Source organism: Thioalkalivibrio sp. AKL6, assembly GCF_000376905.1.
Lineage (GTDB): Bacteria > Pseudomonadota > Gammaproteobacteria > Ectothiorhodospirales > Ectothiorhodospiraceae > Thioalkalivibrio > Thioalkalivibrio versutus.
The window spans coordinates 124,865-149,865 of the sequence record NZ_AQXS01000005.1 but is presented as its reverse complement, the minus strand read 5'-3'; the positions used below and the strand labels follow the sequence as shown (position 1 = coordinate 149,865).

26 protein-coding genes are annotated in these 25,001 nt (G+C 63.6%); 23 read left to right on the top strand and 3 right to left on the bottom strand.

The window, feature by feature from the left end; translation table 11 throughout:
* Positions 1-93 precede the first annotated feature (93 nt).
* Positions 94-1,314 (top strand): ISL3 family transposase, encoded by a 1,221-nt coding sequence (locus tag D575_RS0100810; RefSeq protein WP_018143877.1) that lies wholly within the window; start codon positions 94-96, stop codon positions 1,312-1,314.
* 71 nt (positions 1,315-1,385) lie between these two features.
* Here D575_RS0100810 and soxB read toward each other — a convergent pair whose 3' ends face one another.
* From soxB to D575_RS0100795, 3 genes are all read right to left on the bottom strand, one after another.
* Positions 1,386-3,194, bottom strand: coding sequence for a thiosulfohydrolase SoxB (gene soxB, locus D575_RS0100805; RefSeq protein WP_019593684.1), 1,809 nt, complete (start codon positions 3,192-3,194; stop codon positions 1,386-1,388).
* Between the two features lie 110 nt (positions 3,195-3,304).
* Positions 3,305-4,747: a M48 family metalloprotease gene (locus D575_RS0100800; protein ID WP_018144012.1), complete on the bottom strand. Its 1,443-nt coding sequence runs from the start codon at positions 4,745-4,747 to the stop codon at positions 3,305-3,307.
* Between the two features lie 55 nt (positions 4,748-4,802).
* The gene (locus D575_RS0100795; RefSeq protein WP_018144011.1) at positions 4,803-5,156 is read right to left on the bottom strand and encodes a hypothetical protein; all 354 of its coding nucleotides are present in this window, start codon (positions 5,154-5,156) and stop codon (positions 4,803-4,805) included.
* Between the two features lie 198 nt (positions 5,157-5,354).
* Here D575_RS0100795 and D575_RS0100790 point away from each other — a divergent pair, with 198 nt between their 5' ends.
* The 22 genes from D575_RS0100790 (at position 5,355) to D575_RS0100685 (ending at position 24,953) form a co-directional block, all read left to right on the top strand.
* Entirely contained in the window at positions 5,355-5,684 is a 330-nt protein-coding gene (locus tag D575_RS0100790) for a rhodanese-like domain-containing protein (RefSeq protein ID WP_018144010.1), read from the top strand.
* 136 nt (positions 5,685-5,820) lie between these two features.
* Entirely contained in the window at positions 5,821-6,051 is a 231-nt protein-coding gene (locus D575_RS0100785) for a sulfurtransferase TusA family protein (RefSeq protein ID WP_018144009.1), read from the top strand.
* 187 nt (positions 6,052-6,238) lie between these two features.
* A complete protein-coding gene (locus D575_RS0100780; protein WP_017941141.1) occupies positions 6,239-6,913 on the top strand; it encodes a 4Fe-4S dicluster domain-containing protein in 675 nt (224 codons plus the stop codon).
* A 43-nt stretch (positions 6,914-6,956) separates the two neighbouring features.
* Positions 6,957-8,363: a heterodisulfide reductase-related iron-sulfur binding cluster gene (locus D575_RS0100775; protein ID WP_018144008.1), complete on the top strand. Its 1,407-nt coding sequence runs from the start codon at positions 6,957-6,959 to the stop codon at positions 8,361-8,363.
* Positions 8,364-8,386: 23 nt separating this feature from the next.
* Positions 8,387-9,415 (top strand): FAD-dependent oxidoreductase, encoded by a 1,029-nt coding sequence (locus D575_RS0100770; RefSeq protein WP_026181995.1) that lies wholly within the window; start codon positions 8,387-8,389, stop codon positions 9,413-9,415.
* A complete protein-coding gene (locus D575_RS0100765; RefSeq protein ID WP_026181994.1) occupies positions 9,354-10,226 on the top strand; it encodes a hypothetical protein in 873 nt (290 codons plus the stop codon). The genes D575_RS0100770 and D575_RS0100765 overlap by 62 nt, the downstream gene beginning before the upstream one ends.
* A gap of 48 nt (positions 10,227-10,274) precedes the next feature.
* Entirely contained in the window at positions 10,275-10,991 is a 717-nt protein-coding gene (locus D575_RS0100760; RefSeq protein ID WP_018144005.1) for a 4Fe-4S dicluster domain-containing protein, read from the top strand.
* A complete protein-coding gene (locus tag D575_RS0100755) occupies positions 10,984-11,895 on the top strand; it encodes a CoB--CoM heterodisulfide reductase iron-sulfur subunit B family protein (RefSeq protein WP_018144004.1) in 912 nt (303 codons plus the stop codon). The genes D575_RS0100760 and D575_RS0100755 overlap by 8 nt, the downstream gene beginning before the upstream one ends.
* Before the next feature lie 111 nt (positions 11,896-12,006).
* Positions 12,007-12,453 carry a glycine cleavage system protein H gene (locus tag D575_RS0100750; RefSeq protein ID WP_018144003.1) on the top strand — a complete coding sequence of 149 codons (447 nt, stop codon included), beginning with the start codon at positions 12,007-12,009 and terminating at the stop codon, positions 12,451-12,453.
* An 8-nt stretch (positions 12,454-12,461) separates the two neighbouring features.
* The gene (locus D575_RS0100745) at positions 12,462-12,869 is read left to right on the top strand and encodes a DsrE family protein (RefSeq protein WP_026181993.1); all 408 of its coding nucleotides are present in this window, start codon (positions 12,462-12,464) and stop codon (positions 12,867-12,869) included.
* Between the two features lie 36 nt (positions 12,870-12,905).
* Complete coding sequence (locus D575_RS0100740; protein WP_077276997.1) at positions 12,906-13,343, top strand: glycine cleavage system protein H; 438 nt, start codon at positions 12,906-12,908, stop codon at positions 13,341-13,343.
* A gap of 105 nt (positions 13,344-13,448) precedes the next feature.
* Complete coding sequence (locus tag D575_RS0100735) at positions 13,449-14,630, top strand: radical SAM protein (RefSeq protein WP_018144000.1); 1,182 nt, start codon at positions 13,449-13,451, stop codon at positions 14,628-14,630.
* Complete coding sequence (locus D575_RS0100730) at positions 14,623-15,714, top strand: biotin/lipoate A/B protein ligase family protein (RefSeq protein ID WP_018143999.1); 1,092 nt, start codon at positions 14,623-14,625, stop codon at positions 15,712-15,714. Before D575_RS0100735 ends, D575_RS0100730 begins: the two co-directional genes overlap by 8 nt.
* Before the next feature lie 25 nt (positions 15,715-15,739).
* Entirely contained in the window at positions 15,740-16,822 is a 1,083-nt protein-coding gene (locus tag D575_RS0100725; RefSeq protein WP_018143998.1) for an NAD(P)/FAD-dependent oxidoreductase, read from the top strand.
* Between the two features lie 54 nt (positions 16,823-16,876).
* Positions 16,877-18,049 (top strand): radical SAM protein, encoded by a 1,173-nt coding sequence (locus D575_RS0100720; RefSeq protein WP_018143997.1) that lies wholly within the window; start codon positions 16,877-16,879, stop codon positions 18,047-18,049.
* Between the two features lie 284 nt (positions 18,050-18,333).
* Positions 18,334-19,635, top strand: coding sequence for an OmpP1/FadL family transporter (locus D575_RS0100715; RefSeq protein WP_018143996.1), 1,302 nt, complete (start codon positions 18,334-18,336; stop codon positions 19,633-19,635).
* 205 nt (positions 19,636-19,840) lie between these two features.
* The gene (locus tag D575_RS0100710) at positions 19,841-20,797 is read left to right on the top strand and encodes a hypothetical protein (RefSeq protein WP_018143995.1); all 957 of its coding nucleotides are present in this window, start codon (positions 19,841-19,843) and stop codon (positions 20,795-20,797) included.
* A gap of 154 nt (positions 20,798-20,951) precedes the next feature.
* Positions 20,952-21,380: a hypothetical protein gene (locus D575_RS0100705; protein WP_018143994.1), complete on the top strand. Its 429-nt coding sequence runs from the start codon at positions 20,952-20,954 to the stop codon at positions 21,378-21,380.
* Between the two features lie 3 nt (positions 21,381-21,383).
* Positions 21,384-22,427: a lipoate--protein ligase family protein gene (locus tag D575_RS0100700; protein WP_018143993.1), complete on the top strand. Its 1,044-nt coding sequence runs from the start codon at positions 21,384-21,386 to the stop codon at positions 22,425-22,427.
* 39 nt (positions 22,428-22,466) lie between these two features.
* Positions 22,467-22,850, top strand: coding sequence for a hypothetical protein (locus tag D575_RS0100695; protein ID WP_018143992.1), 384 nt, complete (start codon positions 22,467-22,469; stop codon positions 22,848-22,850).
* A gap of 53 nt (positions 22,851-22,903) precedes the next feature.
* Positions 22,904-24,109: a glycine betaine/L-proline ABC transporter ATP-binding protein ProV gene (proV, locus tag D575_RS0100690; RefSeq protein ID WP_018143991.1), complete on the top strand. Its 1,206-nt coding sequence runs from the start codon at positions 22,904-22,906 to the stop codon at positions 24,107-24,109.
* A gap of 1 nt (position 24,110) precedes the next feature.
* Positions 24,111-24,953 carry a proline/glycine betaine ABC transporter permease gene (locus D575_RS0100685; RefSeq protein WP_018143990.1) on the top strand — a complete coding sequence of 281 codons (843 nt, stop codon included), beginning with the start codon at positions 24,111-24,113 and terminating at the stop codon, positions 24,951-24,953.
* Positions 24,954-25,001: the final 48 nt, after the last annotated feature.

Below are 25,001 nucleotides of genomic sequence, written 5' to 3'. Positions count from 1 at the left end.
AAAAAAGGTTCATCGAAGGATACCGGGGAGGTGTTCGTGCGCTGAAGGGCATCGTAGTCTCGCGTGGAGCCAGGAAGGACGCGGGAGAGAGCGATGCTGGACAAGAAGACGTTGCAGAAGCTGGGGGGCTGGGAAGGCTATCGGCTGGAGCGTGCGGTTTGGCCGGAGGAGGCCGGCGGCACGCTGGAGTTGCACCTGAAGCCGACGCGGCAATGGATGCACTGCGAGCGCTGCGGTCATCGGACCCGGCAGGTGCACGAGACGACGGTACGGCGGGTGCGGGATCTTCCCCTGTTCGAATATCGGGTGGTGTTGGTAGTGCCGCGTCGCCGGGTGTGGTGCGAGCACTGCGGCGGTCCCCAGTTGGAACGTCTGAGCTGGCTGGGGCGCTATCAGCGGCTGACCAACCGGTTGGCGGATGCCTGCAGTCAGTTGTTGCGTTCAGCCAGTATCCAGGCCGTGGCCGCATTCTATGGCCTGGGCTGGCACACCGTGAAGACGGTGGACCGGCATCGCCTGGCGGCGGCGCTGCCGGAGCCGGACTGGGCATCGATCCGCTATCTGGCGATGGACGAGTTCGCCCTGCACAAGGGCCACCGCTACGCGACCGTGGTAATCGAGCCGATCCGGCGCCAGGTGTTGTGGGTCGGCGAAGGCCGCTCGCGCGAGACGGCGCGGGCCTTCTTCGAGCAGCTCCCCGAAGGCGTGTGCGAGCGCATCGAGGCGGTGGCGATCGACATGACCACGGCCTTTGAGCTCGAGATCCGGGCGCAGTGCCCCCGGGCCGAGATCGTCTACGACCTGTTCCATGTGGTGGCCAAGTACGGGCGCGAGGTGATCGACCGGGTGCGGGTCGATGAGGCGAAGCGCCTGGGCGACGACCGACAGGCCCGACGCGTGATCAAGTCCAGCCGCTGGCTGCTGTTGCGCAACAGGACGTCGTTGAATGCTGGCCAGGCGGTGCGCCTGGACGAGCTGCTGCAGGCCAACCAAGCGTTACTGACGGTCTACCTCTTACGCGACGAACTCAAGCGACTGTGGTTCCAGCGCAGCCCCGAGCGGACGTACCAGGCGTGGCGGCAATGGGTGCAGCAAGCCCGCGACAGCGGAATCCAAGCCCTGCAGCGCTTCGCACGCCTGCTGGAGCCCTACCTGCCCGGCATCGTCTCGCGCTGCCGCCACCGGCTGAACACCAGCGTCGTCGAGGGCATTAACAACACGATCAAGGTCATCAAGCGTCGGGCCTATGGCTACCGCGACCAGGACTACTTCTTCCTCAAAATCCGCGCCGCCTTCCCCGGTAATGCTCGATGAACCACAAAAAAGCCCCGCATGAGCGGGGCTTTCTCGTTCCAGGGTTGCCCCCGGAAGGGGGTGCGAACCGATCAGGACCTGCGGTACATGTCCTCGGTGGTCGGGACGTAGCCGAGGTTGTCCTCGCCGATGCCCTTGACCTTCGGTTCGTTGAGGTCGCTGATGCGCACATTACCGTCCTGGCTGCGCAGGTAATCGGCGACGCCGTCCCAGATGTCGACCCCGACACCGCCGGGCACGCTCTGTTGCACGCTGGCCCAGCCGGCGACGACGTATTCCTTGTCGGCGTCCAGCTTCCTGCCGTCCAGTTCCATTTCGGAGATCCGGTTGCCGGCACTGGCGCTCGGGTCGATGGCGTACTTCAGGCCGCCGACACGGACCATGTCGCCGCCCTGCTGGTAGAACGGATCGGCGTTGTACAGGTTGTCGGCCACGTCTTCCAGGATCTCCTTGATCTGGGCACCGGTAAAGGCGTTGCGGGTCATCTCCGGGTAGGTGAGACCGGTCTGGTCCATCACGTGCTCGAAGGTGATCGGCATGCCCGGCAGCACGGTGGTGCCCCAGCGGAAGCCCGGGGAGAACGAGATCTGCGCATCGTTGTATTCAATCAGGCCATCGCAGATCAGCTGGTCGAAGGTGCCGTTGAAGTTGCCGCGGCGGAACAGCAGGTCCTCGGTGACCGCCAGTTCCTCGGACAGCTTCTCCTCCATGTTGAAGGTCTCGCCCTTCCAGGTGACCTCGCTGTTGCGCATGTTGTGGATGTAGGTCGCCATTGCCGGGTCTTCCGGCAGCATCTCGGCGAACACCGGCACGAGGCGGTATTCCCAGTCCTTGATTGCGCCGTCGCGGAAGTCGAAGTCCAGCACGCCGACGAACTTGGCGTTGGAGCCGGCATTGGTGACCAGGCAGGTCCCGCCGTCGGGGCGCTCGACTGGCAGGGGCTGCGGCACGGCGTCATGGGTATGGCCGCCCATGATGGCGTCCAGGCCCTCGACCATGCCGGCCATCTTGATGTCCACGTCCATGCCGTTGTGCGACAGGGCAACGACGATCTCGGCGCCTTCGGCACGCGCGTCGTTGACGGTCTCCTGCATGTCGTCCGGACGGATGCCGAAGGACCACTGTTCGACCATCCAGCGCGGGTTGGCGATTGGGGTGTAGGGGAAGGCCTGGCCCACCACCGCCACGTTCACGCCGTTCATCTCGCGGATCACGTAGGGCTTGAAGATGCGGTCACCCCAGTCCACGTCGCGGACGTTCTGGGCGACGAAGTCGATGCCGGCATCGGCGAAGTCGCCGTTCACGACCTCTTCCACACGGTCGGCGCCGTAGGTGAATTCCCAGTGACCGGTCATGACGTCGATGCCCAGCAGTTTCTGTGCATCGACCATGTCCTGCGCGTTGGTCCACAGCGCGGAGCCGGAGCCGCCGCCCCAGGTGTCGCCGCCGTCCAGCAGGAGGGCGTTGGGTCGCGAGTCACGCAGCTTGTTGATCAGCGTCTTCAGATGCGCAAAGCCGCCTACGCGACCGTACTGTTCGGCCGCTTCCATGAAGTTCAGGTTGGTATAGGCGTGGGCGTAGATGCTGTCGCGTTCGATGTCGTAATGCTTGAGGAAGTGCTCGCTCACGATGTGCGGCGGACGGTTGCGCATGTCCGCCACGCCGAGGTTGACGTTCGGCTCGCGGAAGTACACCGGCTTCAGCTGGGCGTGGCAGTCGGTGTAGTGCAACAGGTGCACATTGCCGAAGCGATCCAGGGTGTCGTAGGGATCACCCGCAGTGCCGCCCTTGTTGTTGCTGCAGGCGGCGGTGCCCAGGGGGAAACCGGCGGCGCTGGCGGCGGCCAGTAACTGCATGAATTCTCGGCGTGAGATGTGCATGAGGAGTTCTACCTCTCTTGTCCGGGTGTATTGGTGGTGGGTTTTCGGGCAGTTCTATGACTGTCGGTAGACGAATGGTCCTGCGGGAACATTCCCCGCGTACGCGGTTTCTATCGCCGGTCCTCGCGCGCCTCGCGTGCGGTCTCTCGGGCCGTGTCGCGCTTGTCTTCGATGCGTTGACGGTCGCGCTCGCTGGCATCCGAGGCGTCCATCCCCGCCTCGAACTGGCGCACGGCCTCCTCGTACTGGGCGCGATGGAAGAAGTATTCGGCCATGGCCTCGCGGCTGATTGCAATATACCCGGCCGCGTCCGCGATGTCCGCCTGCAGGCGCAGGAGCTCCGGATTGGGGGCCGCCTCGCGGCGGATCATGTCGGACAGGATGCGAATGGCGCGTTCGGGCTGCCCGAGGTCGCGGTGGACCCGGGCCAGGCGTTCGCGGATCACCGGGTGGCCGGGATACACCGCGTCCAGATCTTCCAGCCGCTCCAGCGCCGCGCTGTGGTCGCCTTCCTCGCGCAGCAGTGCTGCGAACGCGAGTTCGAGGGTCAGTCCGGGGGCGTCCGCTGCATCGAGGCGTTCGAGCTGTTCGCGGGCGCGGCCGGGTTCTCCGCGTTGGAGATAGGCGACCGCCGCCCCGTAGCGCTGCTGGGGCGAAGGGGTGTCCGTTGCGCGGAAGCGTTCCAGGGTTCGCCGTGGATCCTGCAGCGCCTGCATGCGCGCCTGCATCCACTGGAATTCGGGGCCGCGGTTGCGGGTGTCGCTGGCAGCCATCTGGTTGGCGCGGTTGCGGGCGTCGGTGATCCGGTCGAGAGTGACCGGGTGCGTGCGCAGGTACTCCGGCACCTGGTCGCCGACCCCGCGCGAGAGCTCTTGCAGGCGCTCGAAGAAATCGGCCATCGCATTGGGGTCGAAGCCGGTGCCTTGCAGGATCTGCATCCCGGCCCGATCCGCCTCGGCCTCGTTTGCGCGGGTGAAGTTGATCTGTTGCTGGATGCCGCCGGCCACACCCCCGGTAATGATGGCCGAGCCCAGGGTCGGATCCACCGCCGAGGCAAGGATGCCCGCCAGGATGGCGAGGCCGGTGGTGAAATTGATGTCGCGCCCGCGCGCGAACATGCGCGCGAGGTGACGCTGGGTAACATGCGCGATTTCGTGTGCGACCACGGCGGCCAGCTCGGCCTCGTCGCGGACCTCCAGCATCAGACCCGCATGGATGCCGATAATGCCCCCGGGCATCGCGAAGGCGTTCACCTGGCTATTGTCGATGGTCAGGAAGTAGAACGGCCCATCGGCGCTGGGTGCGTTGGCCAGCAACTGGCGTCCCAGGGAGTCGACATAAAAGACGATCTCGGGATCGGTCACCAGGGGGGCGCTGCGGCGGACCTCGCGTAGCAGGGAGCGGCCGAGCTCGCGTTCTTCCGCCGGGGTCAGTACGCCGCCGGAGGCCTCGCCCAGGTCGGGCAGGGAAACGCCGCTGGAGTGGGCGGGTGGTACCGCCAGGCTCGCCACCACCAGAAGGGCGGCGAGCAGGAAATGGACAATAGAAGGCATGCCGCGAGGGCCGGCGGGCGCCGGCCCTCTGGTGTGGGCATGCCGGGGGCGGTCGTTACTTGCCAAGCCCCGGGGCCGACGAATAGGTGCGCATGCTGTCGCGGGTTTCCCACAGCTTCGGCTTGAGCATCGCCGCAGGCACCATGAACTTCTTGCGGTCCAGCACCTTGTGGGTGCGGACGAGCTTGATGACGTCGTCATAGTCCATCTTGAACAGCAGGCCCACGTCGCCGCCGGAGGTACGCCGCGCGATCATGTAGTTGTCCTGCATGTCGTGCACGTAGATGTTGGCAGGGCGCAACTTGCCGTTTTCGTCTTTCAGCGTGACGGCATAGTGGCCGTCGACCTGGAATTCGCTCTTGTCCACCGGGATATCCTCCGCGAAGCAATGAAGCTGATGTGTCTGCATCAGCGTTTTCTTAAGCGTGGGCGACGATAGCAGAACTTTTCGTCCCGGGCGACCATCCACCTCTCCTCACTTGGTCTTGTTTGCATTTCCGGTCGGTTTCGCTATGCTCCGCGCCCACTCCTTGCGTAGAGCGGCCGCCGGTCAGAGCTCACGCGACGAGTACGGCATCCCCCGCAAGTGAACGACCCGGAGCGCAGCGTGTACGGATTTACCGAGATCACCCCGGACGAACTGGAACAGTGGCGCAACGAGGGCAAGAGCTTTCGTTTGCTGGATGTGCGCTCGCCGGGCGAGACCGGTCGCGGCGTGATCCCGGGAGCGGAGCTTGTCCCGCTGGCCACCTTGCCGCTGCGCAAGGACGAGTTCACCGGTAGTGATGCGCCGGTGGTCATTTACTGTCAGAGTGGGGCGCGTTCCGCCCAGGCCTGCGCCTTTCTCGCCCAACAGGGGGTGGACTGTGCAAGCAGCCTGCGCGGCGGCATTGTCGGGTGGGCCCAGACCGGAAAACCGGTGGTAAGCCCGGATTAGAATTCGGTTGTATTCCGATGCCGATTCGCCTATAAGGGGGAATTCGGTGGATTACCGTTCGGTAATGGCTGCAGCGCACAGGGCCCAACCGGACCGCAGTACACGACTGATAAAACGCACTCAAAGGAGAGAAACGATGGCCAACTTTGACCAAGAACTCGATGCTTCCGGCCTGAACTGCCCGCTGCCCATCCTGCGCGCCAAGAAGGCGCTGGCCGCGATGGACGCCGGCCAGGTTCTGCACATCATCGCGACCGACCCGGGCGCCGTGAAGGACTTCCAGGCGTTTTCCAAGCAGACCGGTAACGAGCTGATGGAGCACAAGGAAGAAGGCGGCAAGTTCTACTTCCTGATCAAGAAGGGCTAAGGCGCTTCAGGTGCTTGATTCGGGGCGGCAATTCGCAAGGGTTGCCGCCCCGAATCCTGAATAACGATGGTTGCCATGCGGTAACTGGATTGGTGCCTGGACGAGGTCTAGGCTGGCTGCGCAAGGTTCACAAGAAACCTGCATCGCCTAAAGCGAAGAGGTGTGAGATATGGCGACATACGCTGAGATGCAGCAAATCTTCGACGATATTCGTGGAGATTTTCGCTACGACCACGAGCTTAACGGCTGCCTGAACTGCGGCATCTGCACGGCCACGTGTCCGTCCGCCCAGTTCTACGATTACTCGCCGCGCGAGATCGTGCAGCTGCTCTGGACCGAGAACGTCGAGCAGATCTACGACGCGATGCAGGAAAAGATCTGGGCCTGCGCCCAGTGCATGACCTGTGCGGCGCGCTGCCCGTTCAAGAACTCCCCTGGTGGCCTGGTCGCGATCATGCGCGAAGTGGCCATCAAGCACGAGATGCAGTCCGCCAAGGACGTGCTTCGTCCGTTCGGCCGCGTCATGCTCAAGCTGATCACCACGGGGAACCAGCTGTCTCCCGATATGATCCAGCCCGATCACTTCCCTGACTGGGGCCCCAACATCCAGAAGGTGGAAGGTGATCTGCGCATCCTGCGCAAGGCGATTCCGGTGAAGACGCTGCAGACGGTCGAGACCGCCTGGGAAGTGTCCCTGAAGACCTCGGTGGAGATGTACACCATCTGGGAAATGACCGGAGTCCTGAAGTCCCTCGAGCTGATGGACGAGAACCTCTTCGACGTGATCGAAGACTTCATCGACGAGAAGCGCGAGGACTACGAAGACTGGCTCGAGGAGCAGGAAGAGGAAGACGACGAGTAAGTCGTCCACCGATTCCCGCATCCAAGACATCAGGAGAAGCGTTATGAGTGAACAGACCCCAGGCAATCACAACCAGAATGGTGAAGGCGCTGGCGCCGGCACCATGAAGCCCGGTTCCCACAACACCGACGGGCAGGGCATCGCCGGTCACGGTTCGTTCTTCCAGTCGACCGACCTGTCGAAGGAAGACGCAGTCAAGGCCACCGACTGGGTGCGCAAGCACGTCGACCGCCGCACCGTCGACCTTGGCGACCGCATGGACGACGTCCGCGAGCATATGTACGAGCTCGAGAAGGACGGCCAGATCATTATTCATCGCATCAACGATGAACACGAGCCGATGTCGGTGAAGACCCTGTTCGGCTGGGACAAGAAGATCCCGACCAAGCAGCTTTGGCACCACAAGTCCTGTGGCCAGTGCGGGAACATCCCTGGCTACCCGACCTCGCTGTTGTGGTTCATGAACAAGTTCGACTTCGAGCCGGGCAAGGACTACCTCGACGAAACCGACCAGACCTCCTGCACCGCGTGGAACTACCACGGCTCCGGTATCGGGAACGTCGAATCGCTCGCTGCCGTGTTCCTGCGCAACTTCCACCAGGCCTACGTCTCCGGCAAGCAGCACGGCCACGAGCTGGGTCATTTCTTCCCGCTGGTGCATTGCGGCACCTCCTTCGGCAACTACAAGGAGATCCGCAAGTACCTGATCGAGTCCGCCGAGCTGCGCGAGAAGGTCACCAAGATCCTCGGCAAGCTGGGTCGCCTGGTCGACGGCAAGCTGGTCATCCCGGAAGAGATCATCCACTACTCCGAGTGGGTGCACGTGATGCGTAACCGTATCGCTTCCGAGCTGCAGACCATCGACGTCTCCAACATCCGCACCACCGCTCACGTGGCCTGCCATTACTACAAGATGGTCCACGAGGACGCGGTGTACGATCCGACCGTGCTGGGCGGCAACCGTACCGCGATCATCACCTCCACCGCCCAGGCTCTGGGTGCGCAGGTGATCGACTATTCCACGTGGTACGACTGCTGCGGCTTCGGCTTCCGCCACATCATCTCCGAGCGCGAATTCACTCGCTCGTTCACGATGGATCGCAAGATCCGCGTGGCCCGCGAGGAAGCCAACGCCGACGTGATGCTGGCCAACGATACCGGCTGTGTCACGACCATGGACAAGAACCAGTGGATCGGCAAGGCACACAACCAGAACTTCCAGATCCCGATCATGGCGGAAGTCCAGTTCGCGGCCCTGGCCTGCGGTGCGGACCCGTTCAAGATCGTCCAGCTGCAGTGGCACGCGTCGCCCTGCGAGGACCTGGTCGAGAAGATGGGCATGTCCTGGTCCGAGGCCAAGAAGACCTTCCAGGAATACCTGAAGGAAGTCGAAGCCGGCAATATCGAATACCTCTACAATCCTGAACTCGCTTACGGGGGCAAGGTCTGATGCAGCAAGATACCGTTCTAGTAGTGGGTGGTGGGCCGGCCGGTCTGGCCGCTGCCGCCAATGTCAACTCGGCCGGCTACAAGGCCGTGGTTGTCGAGAAGGAAGACGTCCTGGGCGGCGCCCCGATCCTGTCGGGTTACGCCAAGCTGGTGCCTTCCGGCGAGTGGGCCAAGGACGCCATTGGTCGCATGGTCAAGCGCGTCGAAGACGACGCCAACTCGACCGTGCACAAGAGCGCCAAGGTCGAGAAGCTGGAAGGCGAGGCGGGTAACTTCACCGCCACGCTGACCAACGGAGAGTCCGTCCAGGCGGGCGCCGTGGTTCTGGCCACCGGCTTTACCCATTTCGACTCCATCAACAAGCCGGAGTGGGGCTTTGGCACGTATGAAGATGTGCTGACCACCACCCAGATGGAACAGATGGTGGGCAGCGGCAAGATCGCCTGCCCGTCCGACGGCCGCGTGCCGGAGCGCGTCTGCATCCTGCTGTGCGTCGGTTCCCGTGACCGTCAGATCGGCCGCGAGTGGTGCTCCAAGATCTGCTGTACCGTCTCCGCCAACCTGGCGATGGAGATCAAGGAGATCTCGCCGGAAACGGACGTGTTCATCTACTACATGGACATCCGGACCTACGGCCTGTACGAAGACAAGTTCTACTGGAAGTCCCAGGAAGAGTTCAAGACCAAGTTCGTGAAGGCCCGTATCGCGGAAGTGACGGCCTCGGGCGATGGTCGCCTGCTGGTCAAGGGTGAAGATACCCTGGTCAAGCGCCCGATCATCATCCCGTTCGATATCGTCGTGCATGCCATTGGCATGGATCCGAACGCCGATAACCCCGAGCTTTCCCAGGTGTTCGGTATCGGCCTCGAGAAGCACGGCTTCATCGAGAAGGCCGAGCAGTACACCAACACCTGTGGCACCACCCGCAAGGGGATCTACTCCTGCGGCGCGGCCTACGGCCCCGAGACGATCGACGATTCGATCACCCAGGGTGCCGCCGCGGGTGGCCGCGCGGTTGCGGATCTGCATGCGCTGGTTCAGAAAGCCGGCTGAGGTCGTCAGCGACGACGCGGCTTCGGGACTGGTCCCGGAGCCGCTTGAGGTTACCTTTGACAAGGAGATCCTCGCGTCCAAGCTCTCCGCTCTGAAAGGGGCCATCGCCGAAGCGGGCGGGGTCGAAGGGCTGGAGACGTTCATCGAGGCCTTGCGTTCGAAGCACGAAGTCTTTGCGGCGATCGTGGCCAAGGGCGACGAGATCGATGCGGAGGATGTGCGAGCCCTTGGGGGGCTGGTCTTTTCGGTTCGCCGGAAGCTGGTTTCCCTGATGGCGGAACGGCAAGGGGCCCTGGTGGACGGGGTGCGTGCCCTGATCCGTCCGGATGTGGGTGTCGACTCCCGCCTGGCCGCGTTCGCGGACCTGGCGGCAGACGACAAGAAACTGCGCCGGGCGATCTGGGACTTCGGTGCCGAGATCCTGCATTTCGCGGATCCCGACGCCATGCCACTGGCTTGTCGCTGGGTCTGGGACACATCGACCACGACCGGGGCGTTGCGCGAGTTCATTCGCGCCAACGACACGCTGCGGTCGATCCCGATCGGGGAGTCGGTCGGTGCGATCGAGGGGGCGCGGCGCTGGTTTTACGAGGCGCTGTCCGAAGAGGGCTTTTACCGGGACCTGCCGTTCGTGACGGATCTGGTCTGGGTTCAGGCCTATTCGGATTACGCCCGTGCCCTGTCGATGAGTTTCGGGATGATCGACAACCAGTTTGGTGGCAAGCAGGACCCGCTGGAACTGGCCGTGAAGCTGCTGGGGATCGATTCCCCGGAAGGTCGCCTGAAAGGAACCGATGCGTCGCTGCATTGAACAACGGAACGAACTTGAGCCTGCTATACAGGTTTTCGGAGAGACGTCATGGCAATACATGAAAAAGCACTGATCGAGGACGAACGACTCCAGCAGCACGACGAGCTGGTGGTCGACGGGGTGGATGTTTCCGGTCACTGGAACACCATGATTGCCCCGCGCACCGTTCGCGATTACGACGACGATTTCGAGACGAAGATTCAGACCTACACGGGTGCGGAGAATGTGCACCGCTGCTGGCAGTGCGGGTCCTGCACCAACTCCTGCACGATGTATGCGCAGAATGTGCAGTTCAATCCGCGCTACTGGATCTACCTGACCCGCCTTGGCATGAAGGAAGAGCTGGTCAAGGACAAGGACATCATCTGGCAGTGCGTGTCTTGCAACAAGTGCACGAACATCTGCCCGAAGGACGTGAAGCCGGAAGGCGTGATGAAGGCGCTGGCGCACTGGATGGAAGAGGAAGGGATCACCGAAAAGACCCCGTCCAGCATCTTTGATGAAGAGTTCGCCGATCAGATCTACAAGACCGGCCGCATCGAAGACGGCAAGGTGATGCAGAACTTCTTCAAGAAGACTGGCCAGCCGCTTCTGCAGGAATGGCTGAAGGTGTTTGTCTTCCGCATGATGAAGCACCTCCCGGTGAAGCACCTGATGGCGATGGGCTTCAACACGATTCATACGCCGCGCACCAAGTCCTGGGGCAAGACCGGGGACGTGCTGAAGAGTTACGTGCGCGAACAGAAGGAGGCCGCTCATGGCTAAGGTTGCTTACTATCCGGGTTGCGCACTTGAGGGCTCCGGTGGGCCGTATGACCGCTCCACCCGTGTGCTGGTGAAGGCGCTGGGTCTCGAGATGGAAAACCTGCGCGACTGGAACTGCTGTGGGGCGATGGAGGTGAAGAACGTTCACCCCATGCTGCAGACCTACCTGTCCGCACGGAACATGGCGATCGCCTCCGAGCAGATGGGCATGGACACCGTGATGGCCCCCTGCAACGGCTGCTATCACAACCTGAAGAAAGCCGAGTTCGAAACTGCCACGTCGGAAGACGCGATGAACACCGTGCAGGATCTTGCGCGTCAGTCGGATGACCCGGTCTACAGCGGCGACGTTCGCACCCTGCACCTGCTCGAGTGGCTGATGGAAGAACTCGGCCCGGAAGGCATCAAGCAGAAGATGACCAAGAGCCTGAACGGTATCAAGGTCGCGAACTACTACGGCTGCATGTACACCCGTCCGCGCCAGATCTTCCCGGAGAAGGACAATGGCCCGGGCTCCGACTCCAGCTATCAGCCGCACTTCATGGATGACCTTCTGGGTGCCGCGGGTGCCGTGAACGTCGAGTATCCGTTGAAGACGTCCTGCTGCGGGGGTGCGCACACGTTGTCCGATTCCGATACCTCGACCCAGCTGGTGCTGAACCTGCTGCAGTCGGCGGAAGACTCCGGTGCGGAAGTGATCGCCACCGAGTGCCCGACCTGCCACTCCGGTCTGGAGATGCACCAGGTGCGTGCCGAGACCGAGTTCGGCATCAAGACCGATGTGAAGGTGTTGTACTTCACCCAGTTGCTGGGTCTGGCCATGGGCCTGTCTGCGCGGAAACTGGGCATTCACGAGAACGTGAGTGATTCGATTGGCCTGTTGAAGGAGAAGGGGGTCATTTGATCCCTGGACCCATGCCCGGCATGGCCCATCGATGAGTTTGGAAGACGGGCGCCTGGCGCCCGTTTTTTTGTGTAGGCACGGGTCCCCGCGGTCCCGGGAATGAGGCGAAACATGGATTGCAACGGCTGCGAGTTTCACCCTGAACTGTTCTACGACGACGAATTCCAGATCTGGCTTCGTCGCGAGGACGACGACACCCTGACCGTGGGGATGACCGACCTGTCGCAGACGATTGCGGGCAAGATCATCCACGTGCGGGTGCGGCGGCCGGGTACGCGGCGACCGCCGGGCAAGCCGGTTGCCACGATCGAAAGTGGAAAATGGGCGGGTCCGATCCCCAACTTCATCGACTGCAAGATCGTCGAGGGGAACGAGGAAGTGCTGGAGAACCCGGTGCTGCTGAATTCCGATCCCTACAATGCCTGGATTGCCCGAGTCGAGCCCACCAAGGGGATCGAGGCCGCGCTGGAGGTGTTCCTGACCGGGGACAAGGCCGAGGAAGGCTACTGCAAGCGGGCCAAGGACGATGACATCCAGTGCCAGCGCAAGCTGCGGTGAGCGGGACCATGGCGGATATCGACAACGATTATTACCTGGACAACGACGAACAGACGGTCGTGATCATCATGACCTCGGGTCCGTCGACGCCCGGCCGTTGCGCCACGCCGTTCTATCTCGGCGCGGTGATGGCCTCGATGGATGTGGACGTGCACATCTTCTTCACCATGGAGGGCGTGCGCCTGATGGAGCAGGGTGTAGCGGATGATCTGCGGGCCATGGAAGACGGCAAGCTGATCAAGGACTTTATCCAGGACGCAAAACGCGCAGGCGTGCGCTTGCACGTTTGCCAGCCCGCTCTGCCGGGGTATAGAATCGACGCGTCTTCGGATCTCATCGACGATGTCGATGAAGTGAATCGGGCGAGCGAGTTAGCCGACCTGATACTACGCAGTGATAAAACGATAACGTTTTAATTTTCCCGCTTTATTTGAATATTCCTGGAGGAAGACATGGGTGCAGTTCGGGGTTGTGATATTCCGGAAGATCTGATGTACAACGTTGAAAACAACGTTTGGGTGCGCAAGGAAAGCGACGGTACCGCCACCGTCGGTCTGACGTCCTACGCCTGTTCGCTGGCGGGCACGATTGTGTCCTACACCCCGAAGAAGGTCGGCAAGACGGTCAAGAAGGACAAGTCCTGCACCACCGTCGAATCCGGCAAGTGGGTGGGTCCGGCGAAGACCCCGGTCACCGGTGAAGTCACCGAGACCAACGACAAGGTTGCGGGTAACCCGGGCCTGATCAACGAAGATCCCTACGGCGAAGGCTGGCTGATCAAGCTGAAGCCGGAAGACTGGGATGGCGAAATCGGCGATCTGAAGACCGGTTCCGACGCCCATGCGGCCTTCGAAGCCAAGATGGAAGCGGACGGTTTCGGCGGCTGCTAAGCCCCGATCCGGTCCGGGCCGCTGACCCGTTGCGGTTGGCGGCCTCTTTTTTTCGGTAATACCCGAGTAAAACCTTCAAGAAATGCGCCGACCCGGAGACCGCCGATGACAAGCTGGAACGATGTAATCCAGCGGGTAGAGCCCCTCGAGGACGTCCCCGTCGATCCGTTGCTGGTTGATGACCTCCAGCATAGCCTGCAACACGCCGGGGATCCGGGTTCGGTGCACTTTTATACCCCGACCTTCAAGTCCTACCAGTCCAGCGAGCTGGCCGATTGTGGCAAGAGTGCGTGGCCGGCGATGTCCATCACCGGTGGCGATTGCAAGCTGGCCTGTGATCACTGCAAGGCGAAGATCCTGGACCCGATGATCCCCGTCCGCACCCCGGAGGATCTCTGGCGCCAGGTGAATGGCGTGATCGAGTCCGGCGCCCAGGGCATGCTCCTGACCGGTGGCTCGAATCATCGCAACGAGGTCGAATACGACCCGTATTACTCCACCATCCGGCGCATCAAGGACGAGTTCCCCGAATTCCGCATTGCCATGCATACCGCCCTAGTGGACGACGACATTGCGCTGTCCATGGAACAGGCGGGAATCGATGCGGCGATGATGGACGTCATCGGTGCCCAGGACACCATCACGCAGGTCTATCACCTGCGGCGCAGCGTGGACGACTTCGAGCGCACGCTCGAAAGCCTGGTGAACACCAACATGAAGGTGGTCCCGCATATCGTGATCGGCCTGCACTACGGCAAGCTGCTGGGAGAATGGAATGCGCTCGAGATGCTGGCGCGCCACCTGCCGGACGCCGTGGTGCTGGTGGTAGTCATGCCGTTCTACGCGCCGGCCAGTCGCCCGTTCGAGACCCCGGATGTGCATGCTGTAGGCCGCTTCTTCCACGACGCCCGCGCACGCCTGGGTGATACCTCGCTGCTGCTGGGCTGCGCCCGTCCGCCGGGCGAGGCCAAGAGCCAGATCGACAGCTATGCCGTCATGGCGGGCCTGTCCGGGATCGCTCACCCGGCGGAAGGGGTGGTGGAGCTCGCCGCGCGCCTGGGCAAGAAGGTGCGCGTGACTCCGGCCTGTTGCTCGATCGCTGTCGGTGACGAGGTGATGGCCGAAGACGCCGGCGCCGCCAGTGGCGTCGAACTGGACCTGGACACCATCGTGGCGGAGGAAGCCCGGCGTCGCGAGCAGGAGCGCAAGGCGCGCCAGGGCCTGGGCGGCATTCGCATCGTCACCGAGGGGGGCGAGGTTGCAGCCGGAGGTGGATGTCATGCCTGAGCGCGACCAGACGGCCCTGCGCATCCTCGACACTGGGCTGCGCCCGGCCGCCGAGAACATGGCGTTCAACCGCGCCCTGCTGGAATGCCATCAAGAAGGCGCATCGCCGCATACCCTGCGCTTTTTGCAGTTCCAGCCCTGTGCCCTGGTGGGGTTCCACCAGAACGTGGACCAGGAGATCAACACCGAGTACTGCCAGAAGAACGGCATTGCCATCCAGCGCCGCATCACCGGCGGTGGTGCGATCTATTTCGATGCCACCCAGCTCGGTTGGGAACTGTATCTGGACAAACGCTTCCTCGGTTCGGCCGACATGGGGCAGATTGCCGCGCGGATCTGCAACGCAGCGGCGGCCGGCATGCGTTCGCTGGGCGTGGACGCGCAGTTCCGCCCGCGGAACGATATCGAAGTGGATGGTCGCAAGATCTCCGGCACCGGCGGCGCCTTTGACGGCGATTCGATCATGTACCAGGGCACGTTGCTGATCGAGTTCGATGTCGAGGACATGCTGCGCATCCTGCGCATCCCGGCGGAGAAGCTTTCCAACAAGGCCATCGAGTCCGCGCGCGACCGGGTAGTGAACCTCGCCACGCTGCTCGACGAGATGCCCGCACTGGACGTGGTCAAGGGGGCCATTGCGCGCGCCTTCGCCGAGGAGTTCGGGGTGCGCACCGAAGCCGCCGGCCTGCTCCCGGAAGAGCGCCGCGCCTTCGACGAGGCGCTGGCCGACATCGATACCGAAGAGTGGGTGTATCAGCGCAACCGTCCGGCGACCGATGCCCCGATGTTCGAGAGCATCTCCAAGTCCGATGGCGGGCTGATGCGGGTGGGCGTGGCGCTGGACCCGGAGCGCAAGCGTCTGAAGCAGCTGTGGATTACCGGGGACATCTTCGTGAAGCCGGCCCGCACGATCGCCGATCTCGAGGCGGCCCTGCGGGATACGCCGCAGGCGGAGATGGAAGAGCGCGTGCGCGCCTTCTTCGCCGAGCGCGACGTCGAGATGCTCCAGTTGAGCGCGGATGACTTCATCGCCGCGATCCAGTCGGCGCTGGCGCAGGCCGAGGTCGAAGCGGTCGCGGAATGATGAACGGAATACGAGGTTTTCGCTAATGCTGCCCGCCGCGGTGGATGTGCTGGTCGTTGGTCTGGGCCCGGGCGGGGCCTCGGCCGCGCGTGTGTGTGCCGAGGCCGGGTTGTCGGTGCTCGCGGTCGAGCGTAACAAGGCCTTCGGCGAGCCGGTGCAGTGCGCCGAGTTCATCCCCAACCCGATGGGCGCGTACGCGCAGCCCGACGGCGTGTTGCTGCAGCGGATCGACGCGATGCAGAGCTTCCTGCCCTCCGGCGCAGTGGAACATTCCGACTTCCCGGGCCTGATGGTGGATCGCGGCGAGTTTGATCGCGCCATCATCCGTGCCGCCGAGGCGAACGGGGCGCAGCTGGTGACCTCGACTCCGCTGGTGGCGGTGGACGCGGAACGTCATACCGCCCGGGTGAAACACGCCGGTGCCGAACGCGAGATCGGCTATCGCGTACTGATCGCGGCCGATGGGCCGCATTCGCCGGTCGCCGAGTCGCTGGGCCTGCCGGCCTTGCCGACGGTGCAGACCCGCCAGTACACCGTGCCGCTGAACAAGCCCTACACCGCCACCGATGTCTGGCTGTCCGATGACTACCCGGGCGGCTACGCCTGGCTGTTCCCCAAGGGCCAATGGGCCAATCTCGGTCTGGGCGCGGACAAGCGCATTGCCGGTGATCTCAAGGCGCCGCTGGAATCCCTGCATGCCCAGCTCGTGGAACAGGGACTGCTGGGCGAGGAGATCCGCTACCGCACCGGCGGGTCGATCCCGGTCGGCGGCCTGCGCGACTCGCTGGTGGCCGGCGACGTGCTGTTCGTCGGCGACGCGGGTGGTCTGACGCACCCGATTACCGGTGCCGGTATTGCCGCCGCGGTGGTTTCGGGCGAGGCCGCCGGCGAGGCCGCGATCGGCCACCTGGAGGGCGACGCCGAGGCCCTGGCCGACTACGACGAGGACATGCGCGACCAGTATGGGCCGGCGCTGGAGCGCGCCTGCGAGCGGCGCGCCTTCCTCAACGAACACTGGCGAACCCCGCGGGCTCAGGAAGATGCCACTCAGCGCCGCGGATGGATTGCATTTTCCGAGTATTTCAACGATGGTGACCGGGCCGCGTAATCGGCCCCGGTCGACGGATGCCTGGCATCCCCGAGACAACGCTGGAGGAATTCCATGAGTGCAAGTGCAGAGGAGATGGTCGCGCCGATCAACTTTTATCGGCCCGACTATCACATCAAGACCCCGGACATGCGTTCGCCGGAGTACGTGCAGATGTCCACCGCGGCCGCGATCACGCTGGGCCTGGTGCCGGGCACTATGCATCGCACGTCCTGCACGCACTGCCTGAACCTCCTGGTTACGTACCCGGAAGGCTGCCGTGCCAACTGCTCCTACTGCGGCCTGGCCCGCCACCGCGAGGAATCGCGGGATTACGCCGACCGCAACTTCATCCGCGTCGACTGGCCGACCGCCAAGTACGACGAGGTGATCGAACGCGTGAAGAACCACGCCGACGCCGGCCAGTTCGAGCGCATGTGCATCTCCATGATCACCCACCCGAACTCCGACGCCGACACCGTCGAGCTGCTGGAGCGCTGGGTCGCCGAGGTCAATCATATCCCGGTGTCGATCCTGTCCAACCCGACCACCATGAGCTATGAAGACCTCCAGCTCCTGCGCGACAAGGGTGCGGACATCTTCACCGTCGCACTGGACGCGGTGACCCCGGAGATCTTCGAGCGCACCCGCGGCAAGGCGGTCGAGAGCCCGCATAGCTGGGACAAGTACTGGCAGTCCATCGAGTGGGCCGCCGAGATCTTCGGTCCGGAAAAGTTCGGCGCGCACCTGATCTGCGGCATGGGCGAGACCGAGGAAGAGATCCTGCAGGTCTGCCAGCGCATCCGTGACCTGGGTGGCCACAACCACATGTTTGCCTTCTTCCCGGAAGAGGGCTCGCTGATGGAAGACTGGAACCCGGTCCCGCGTGACCAGTGGCGCCGCGTGCAGCTGGGTCGCTTCGTCATCGACTACGCCGGTGGCCGCATCGACGACATGAAGTTCAATGCCGACGGGCAGGTGGTGGACTTCGGTCTGCCGCAGGCCGAGGTGGAAGAACTGATTGCCTCCGGCAAGCCGTTCCAGACCTCCGGCTGCCCCGGCAAGTCGGACGAGGAGGTCTCGGCCTGCAACCGCCCGTATGGCGATTCCAGCCCGACGGACATCCTGTCCTTCCCGTTTGCGCTCAACTCGACCGATGTCGGGTTCGTCCAGCGGCAAATGGCCGGGGAGGATGTCGGCACCTTCGACTTCGACGCCGACGAGGCGGAAGACGAGAAGACAGCCTGAAATCGATAGTGGTAGTATCCAGCGAAAGCCCCGGAACCCCCGGGGCTTTCGCACGTCAGGGGATCAATAAGACTTTTTGAATATTCAGGTTTCGAGCGGGGTTATCAAGGCCATTCGCCCGAGTGCCCTTGAACACACCTGCCGAAAAACTCGCGCCACAGTCGGTCACCGTGGCGCGGGCCGTGGGAACACCACCAAGACCGGACCGGCGGCGATACAAGGGGGCCGCGCGGAACCGGGGTGTTCGCACAACACAACAAGAAGACCACCAAAGGAGATATACAATGGAAGCACGCATCATTCGCCGCAGCGTGGTGACGATCGCGGTCGGCCTGGCCATGGGCTCCGCCGGCGTCGCGCACGCCACCAACGGCTACTTCGCCCACGGCTACGGCACCAAGGCCAAGGGTATGGGTGGCGTCGGCATGGCGATCTCCCAGGATTCCTACGCCCCGGGCATCAACCCCGCCGGCATCGCCGGCATGGAGACCCGCATCGATGGCTCGCTGACCTACTTCCGGCCTGAACGCTCCGTAACGTTCCATACCGAAATGGGCGACATGTCGGTGGACTCCGATAGCGAGGATTTCTTCATTCCGTCGATCGGGTATGTACAGCAGATCGATGAAAACCGATCTTGGGGTATCGCCCTGCTGGGTAATGGAGGTATGAACACAGATTACCCCGCTGTAGAAAACCCGGCATGTGGCGGTCAGGGGAGTGGTATTTTTTGCACCGGTGAGGCCGGAGTGAACCTGGAGCAATTGGCAATTATTCCGACCTACGCTCAGAAGTTTGCGGATGGCCGGGTTAGCGTAGGCGTGAGCCCGGTTATTAGTTATCAGCGTTTTAGTGCCAAAGGCACCGAGGCGTTTGGCGGTCTTAGTGCCGAACAGGGTGAAAATCTGGCCGGTGATCGTACTGATACCACTTGGGGTTACGGTGCCCAAATCGGGTTCCAAGCAGAACTAGCTGAGGGCGCCCGGGTGGGTGGTAGCTATCGTTCGAAGATCCGTAACGGCGACTTCGATGACTACAGTGGTCTGTTTGCTGACGGTGGCAGCTTCGATATCCCGTCCACCTATGGTCTCGGTATGTCGGTCGATGTCACGCCTCGGTTGACGCTATCTGCTGACTATCAGCGCATCAAATACTCGGATGTCGATGCTATTTCGAATCCGGCATCCAATCTCATGTTGGGGCAAGATGGCCTGTTGGGCGCAAGGAACGGCGCGGGATTCGGTTGGGAAGATATCAACATTTTCAAGTTTGGGGCTCAGTTCGAGGCCGGTAATGACTGGACATGGCGCGTGGGCTATAACCGTGGGGAGAACCCCATCCCGTCGAGTGAAGTCCAATTCAATATTTTGGCCCCGGCCGTGATGAAGGATCACTTCACGTTTGGATTTACCAAGGGCTTTGGCGAGCATCACGAGCTCAATTTTGCGGCGATGTATGCGCCGAAGCAGAGCGTAAGAGGACCGACGGCCGACTTCAGCGGCGGGATGCCGCCTGCCCAAGGTCCAGACGCAACGATCGAGATGCGTCAGTACGAGCTCGAGATCGGGTACGCGTACCGGTTCTGATCGGGAGGTCCGGGGCGGTCGCCTGACCGCAGCGGGCCTCGGTGTTGTGCGCCCGGGAGGGGCGCCCGGCCTTGAGGGGAAGGCCGGATCCGCCAGGGAGGGCGGGCGACCCCGAGGTTTGTGACGCACTGGGGGGTGCGTTCCGGGCCCTTTTTCCTGCCGAGCATTCCGCTCGAACCTATTAGTGAATTCAAAGGAGGATGCCATGCGAGCAATCCACGCCTTGCGCGGGAGTGTCCGTGCGGTCGGTATGGTCGCGGCGGTTGCGCTGTTCGCGGCGAGCCAGACCGTGGCGGCCGACAACTATCGCCCGTTTGTACTGGCCTACACCGGATCGGGGACCGATGTCTCCGGCGAGGCTGCCAGTGTGCGGGAACGCCTGGAGGGGGCCGATTTCCGGTTCCTGGGCGAATACCCCGTCAGCAATGACCGACACGTGGTCGTGGTCACCCACGATGACCTGCTGTCCGTCGCCGGCTCGGAGGAGCGGGGTGGCTATATCGCCCCGATCCGCGTGGCCGTCACCGCGGTCGATGGCGAGTTGCAGGTGAGCTACAACAACCTGGAGTACTTCCGTCACGCCTATCGCCTGGATGCTCCGGTATCCGGTGTCAGCGACCGGCTGTCCAGTACCCTGGGTGCCGAACGCGAGTACGGTTCCGAGGGCGGGCTGAGCGAACGTGATCTCAGTCGTTATCGCTATACCTTTGGCATGGAGCGCTTTGACGCCCCGTACGAGCTGGCCAGTCATGGCTCCCGGCGGGCGGCGCTGAGCGAGCTGGATGGCAATCTCGCATCCCGTGTCGCCGGGGTCAGCGAGGTCTACCGGGTGGACATCCCGGGGCAGGACGTCACCGTGATCGGCGTGGCCGTGCGCGAGGCCGACGGGGCCGACCAGGACTCGGCCGACCTGCACCAGCTCGGCATCGTGGATGTGGGCGAGTTCCGCCATACCGCGACCGTGCCGCTGGAGATCATGGTCCGCGGGGGCGAGGTGGAGGCGCTGCACATGCGCTTCCGCAAGGCGCTGCATTTCCCGGATCTGCGGATGCTGGGGGACAACAGCTTCATGCGTCTGCGCAGCTCGCCCGGCGCGCTGGAGGAGACCCTGAAGGCGGTCGCCGGCCACCAGGAGCAGGAAGATAGCGGATTCGAGTGGTAACCCCGCTATAATCCGTTCGCGCCATGGAATGGCGCAAGGGGTGGCGGAATTCCCGCGTACCCCACTCAAGAACCCCGGTCTGCCGGGGTTTTTTTACGGCCCGGGCACGCAGTTGTTTTATGCTCCCGCAACACTCGCGGCAGGATGCACATCCATGAAATCGATGAAGATTGCCAATATTGGCGAGATCCGCAACGAACTCAACAAGTACAAGAAGGGCAAGAAGCTCGATATCCATCAGTTCAACCAGGTCGCGCGCCTGGCCTGGCTGGGCAAGATCGTGATGCAGCCGCTGGATCTGGAGGATGCCGAGTGCAAGTCCTTCCTGGTCTACATCCAGGAGCCGGAAGAGCTGGCCGCGCACTTTCTCGACACCGACCAGGAGCTGTCCGGCGGCATCCATATCATCGATGGTGAGCAGGCCATGGCCATGGTCGAGATCATGCGCAGCGGTGTCGAGGAACGCGCCAAGCTGTACGAGGACCTCTCGCGCAGCGACTTCTATTTCCGTTACTTCTACCAGCCCGGCCAGGAGGACAAGGCGGACGATCCCGCTGCCGGCCAGGACAAGACCGAGGGCTGACATTTGGTCGCATCGACGGTGACCCCGGAGTGGATCGACGCCGGGGCTCGCTCCGCCGAGGAACTCCACGCGCTGTATGCGGGGCTGGCGAGCATGACCTCGCCGGACGCCCCCCCGCGCGTACTCTGGACGCACGCCCGCGAGCCACATATATCGGTCGGCGCCAGCCAGGATGCCGCGTCCGATCTGGACCTTGCGGCCTGTGCGGAGCAGGGCGTCCCGGTGGTGCGGCGCCCGCTGGGCGGTGGCTCGGTCTGGGTGGATGCCGATCAGGCCTGTTTCTTCCTGATCCAGCCGCGTCATGTCCTCGCTCGGGGGCATCGCCACTTGTTTGCCATGGGCCTGGGCATCGCGATGGATGTCCTGCGCGAGCTTGGGCTGGAGGGCGTGGAGGCGCGGGGTCAGGATGTCTGGGTCCAGGGGCGCAAGATCATGGGCACCGGCGCGGCCACGCTCGACGAGGGCTGTGTGTTCGGGGCCAGCTTCCTGCGGCACTTCCCGGTCGAGCGTTTTCTTGCCTGTGTCCATGCCCCTAGCGAGGGCTACCGCGACTGGCTGCGCCCGGCGCTGGAGACCGGCATGACGGATTGCGCCCGTCAGTGCCCGGAGCCGCCCGAGCCCGCGCAGGTCGAGGCCGCCCTGCGCGCGGTCCTGGAACGCCGTTTCGGCGTGCCGGTGCGGGTGATCGAGCCGGACCAAGACACCATCGAACAGTGGCTGGCGGCCGGGCGCGAGGAGCTCGAGGATCTGGCCGACGGGCAGGGATCGCCTGCAGTGCGCGACGGGATTCGGGTGAACCGCGACAACCACGTGTTCGAGACCCGCGGGGCCTGTGGGCGCCTGCGCCTGCACGTCGAGGGCTCGCACATCGCACGGGTCTGGTGCGAGGACCCGGCGACCACCGCCATCCTCGAGGAGCACCTGATTGGCGAGTCCCCGGAGCGCCTGCGCGTGCGCTCGCGCCTGAACGGCCAGCTCGACGCCCGCATGGTCGACGAGATCAGTGCCCGCATTGACGGGCTCTATCGCGGAATCGCGGCGGCCTGACCCGCCCATTTCGTTACCCACGAACGCCGGAGATGCCGTATGTCCGAACCGACGATCGAACGCCGCCTGGAGAAACGCGTCATCCTGATGACGCAGGATGCCGGCTTGACCGAGCGCATGCAGGCCCAACTGCCGCAGGGCTGGCAGTTGCACCGGGTGACCGACCTGGATGAGCTCGGTCCGTGGAACGAGATCCTGCTGTATCGCTTCCTGCTGCTGGATCTGGACGAGATCGAGGCCTTCGACCCGCTGGACGTGATCCGGATGCTGCGCATGGAATACCAGATCAATCTTCCGGTATTCTGCTTCGGCGGGGATCAGGACATCCAGGACGAGATGCGCCTGGCCCGCGCCGATCGTTTCTTCGGGCGCGACGAAATGATCGACAAGCTTCCCGAGTTCATTCGCCAGTACGACTGGTAACGGGCCCCGGTCCGGCCTGACGGTCGGACGTAGCGTTACAGGGAGATCGTGGCATGGAACCCATCATCCGGGTGCGCGAGTTGTACAAGGTCTTCGGGCCGAACCCGCAGGAAGGCCTGCGCCTGATCGAGGACGGCCTGGACAAGGACACCATCTTCGAGCGCACCGGCAACACGGTGGGCGTGAAGGACTGCAACCTCGATATCGGCGAGGGCGAGATCTTCGTGGTGATGGGGCTGTCCGGATCAGGCAAGTCCACCCTGGTGCGTCTGCTCAACCGCCTGATCGAGCCCACTGCCGGCACCGTGGAGGTCCGTGGGCGTGACGTCACGCGCATGAGCCAGCGCGATCTGATCCGGCTGCGCAGCGAGGATCTGGCGATGGTGTTCCAGTCCTTCGCCCTGATGCCGCACAAGACCGTGATCGACAACGCCGCCCTCGGCCTGGAGATCGCCGGGGTCGGCCGCACCCGCCGCCGTGAACGCGCCCAGGAGGCGCTGGACCAGGTGGGCCTCAAGGCCCATGCCCGCAGTTATCCGGATGAACTTTCCGGCGGCATGCAGCAGCGCGTGGGCCTGGCCCGTGCGCTGGCCACCGACCCCTCGATCATGCTGATGGACGAGGCCTTCTCGGCGCTTGATCCGTTGATCCGCACCGAGATGCAGGACCGCTTGCTGGACCTGCAGCGCGAGCAACGACGTACGGTCGTGTTCATCTCCCACGATCTCGACGAGGCGATCCGGATCGGGGATCGCATCGCCATCATGCAGGGTGGCGAGGTAGTGCAGGTCGGTACGCCGAAGGAAATCATCACGCACCCGGCCAACGAATACGTGCGCTCGTTCTTCCACGGCGTGGACATCACCCAGGTATTCCAGGCCTGCGACATCATGGACAGCGAGAACATCCCGGTGCTGGATGCCGATACCACGGCCGGCGAGGCGCGCAACCGCATTGCCCACGTGCCGGGCAACGAGGCCGTGATCGTCGATGCCGGCGGGCGCTTCCAGTCCGTCGTCCAGGCCAAGCGTCTGGGTGAGCTCACCCTGGATCGTCCCGCCAGCGAGATCGCGGTGGAGGTGGAGCCGGTCCCCGAGGATACGGCGCTGGCCGACCTGCCGCGGCGCGCTGCGCAGAGCCCGGTATCCATCCCGGTGGTGGATGGCGAGGGCCGGTTCCGCGGCCTGGTAACCCTGCAGCGCCTGGTCGAGGCCCTGGACCGCAGCCGCAACGCGGCCGCCGCGAACGGAGATTACTGACATGGAGGGGCGCATCAATATCCCGGTGGGCGACTGGATCGAGAGCGGAGTCGACTGGATCCTCGATAACCTGGAGCCGGCGCTGGACGGTATTGCCTGGTTCCTGGGGCTGCTGACCAATTCCTTCGAGGGGGCCTTGCTCGCGATCCCCGCGTGGCTGCTGGTGCTGGTGCTGGTGGGGCTCAGCTGGTGGCGGGTCAGCTGGCGCTTCGGCATCTTCGCCATCGTGGCGCTGGGCCTGATCCTCGGGATGGACCTGTGGGAGCCCACCATCAAGACGTTGTCGCTGGTGCTGGCGGCCACCGCCGTGGCGCTGGCGATCGGTATGCCGGTCGGGGTCGCGATGGCGCGCAGCGACTGGCTCGAGGCCTCGATTCGTCCGGTGCTGGATCTGATGCAGACCATGCCTCCGTTTGTCTACCTGATCCCCGCCGCAATCTTCTTCGGGCTGGGCACGGTGCCCGGCGCGATCGCCACGGTGGTGTTCTGCATGCCGCCGGTGGTGCGTCTGACCAATCTCGGCATCCGGCAGGTGAATCGCGAGCAGATCGAGGCCGGGCTGGCCTTCGGTTGCAATCGGCGCCAACTCCTGACCAAGATTCAGTTGCCTCTGGCGATGCCGTCGATCATGGCCGGCATCAACCAGACCATCATGCTGGCGCTCTCCATGGTGGTGATCGCGTCGATGATCGGTGCCGGCGGGCTTGGCAACACCGTGCTCACCGGTATCCAGCGGCTCGATGTCGGGCTGGGGTTCGAGGGCGGCCTGGGGGTCGTGATCCTCGCCATCCTGCTCGACCGGATCACTCAGAGCGTAGGACTGCGGCGCAAGGCGAGCAGTTGACCGGCCCTCGCGTCGCGCTATCCGTTTCACTCGAAGGAAGGAGTAGCA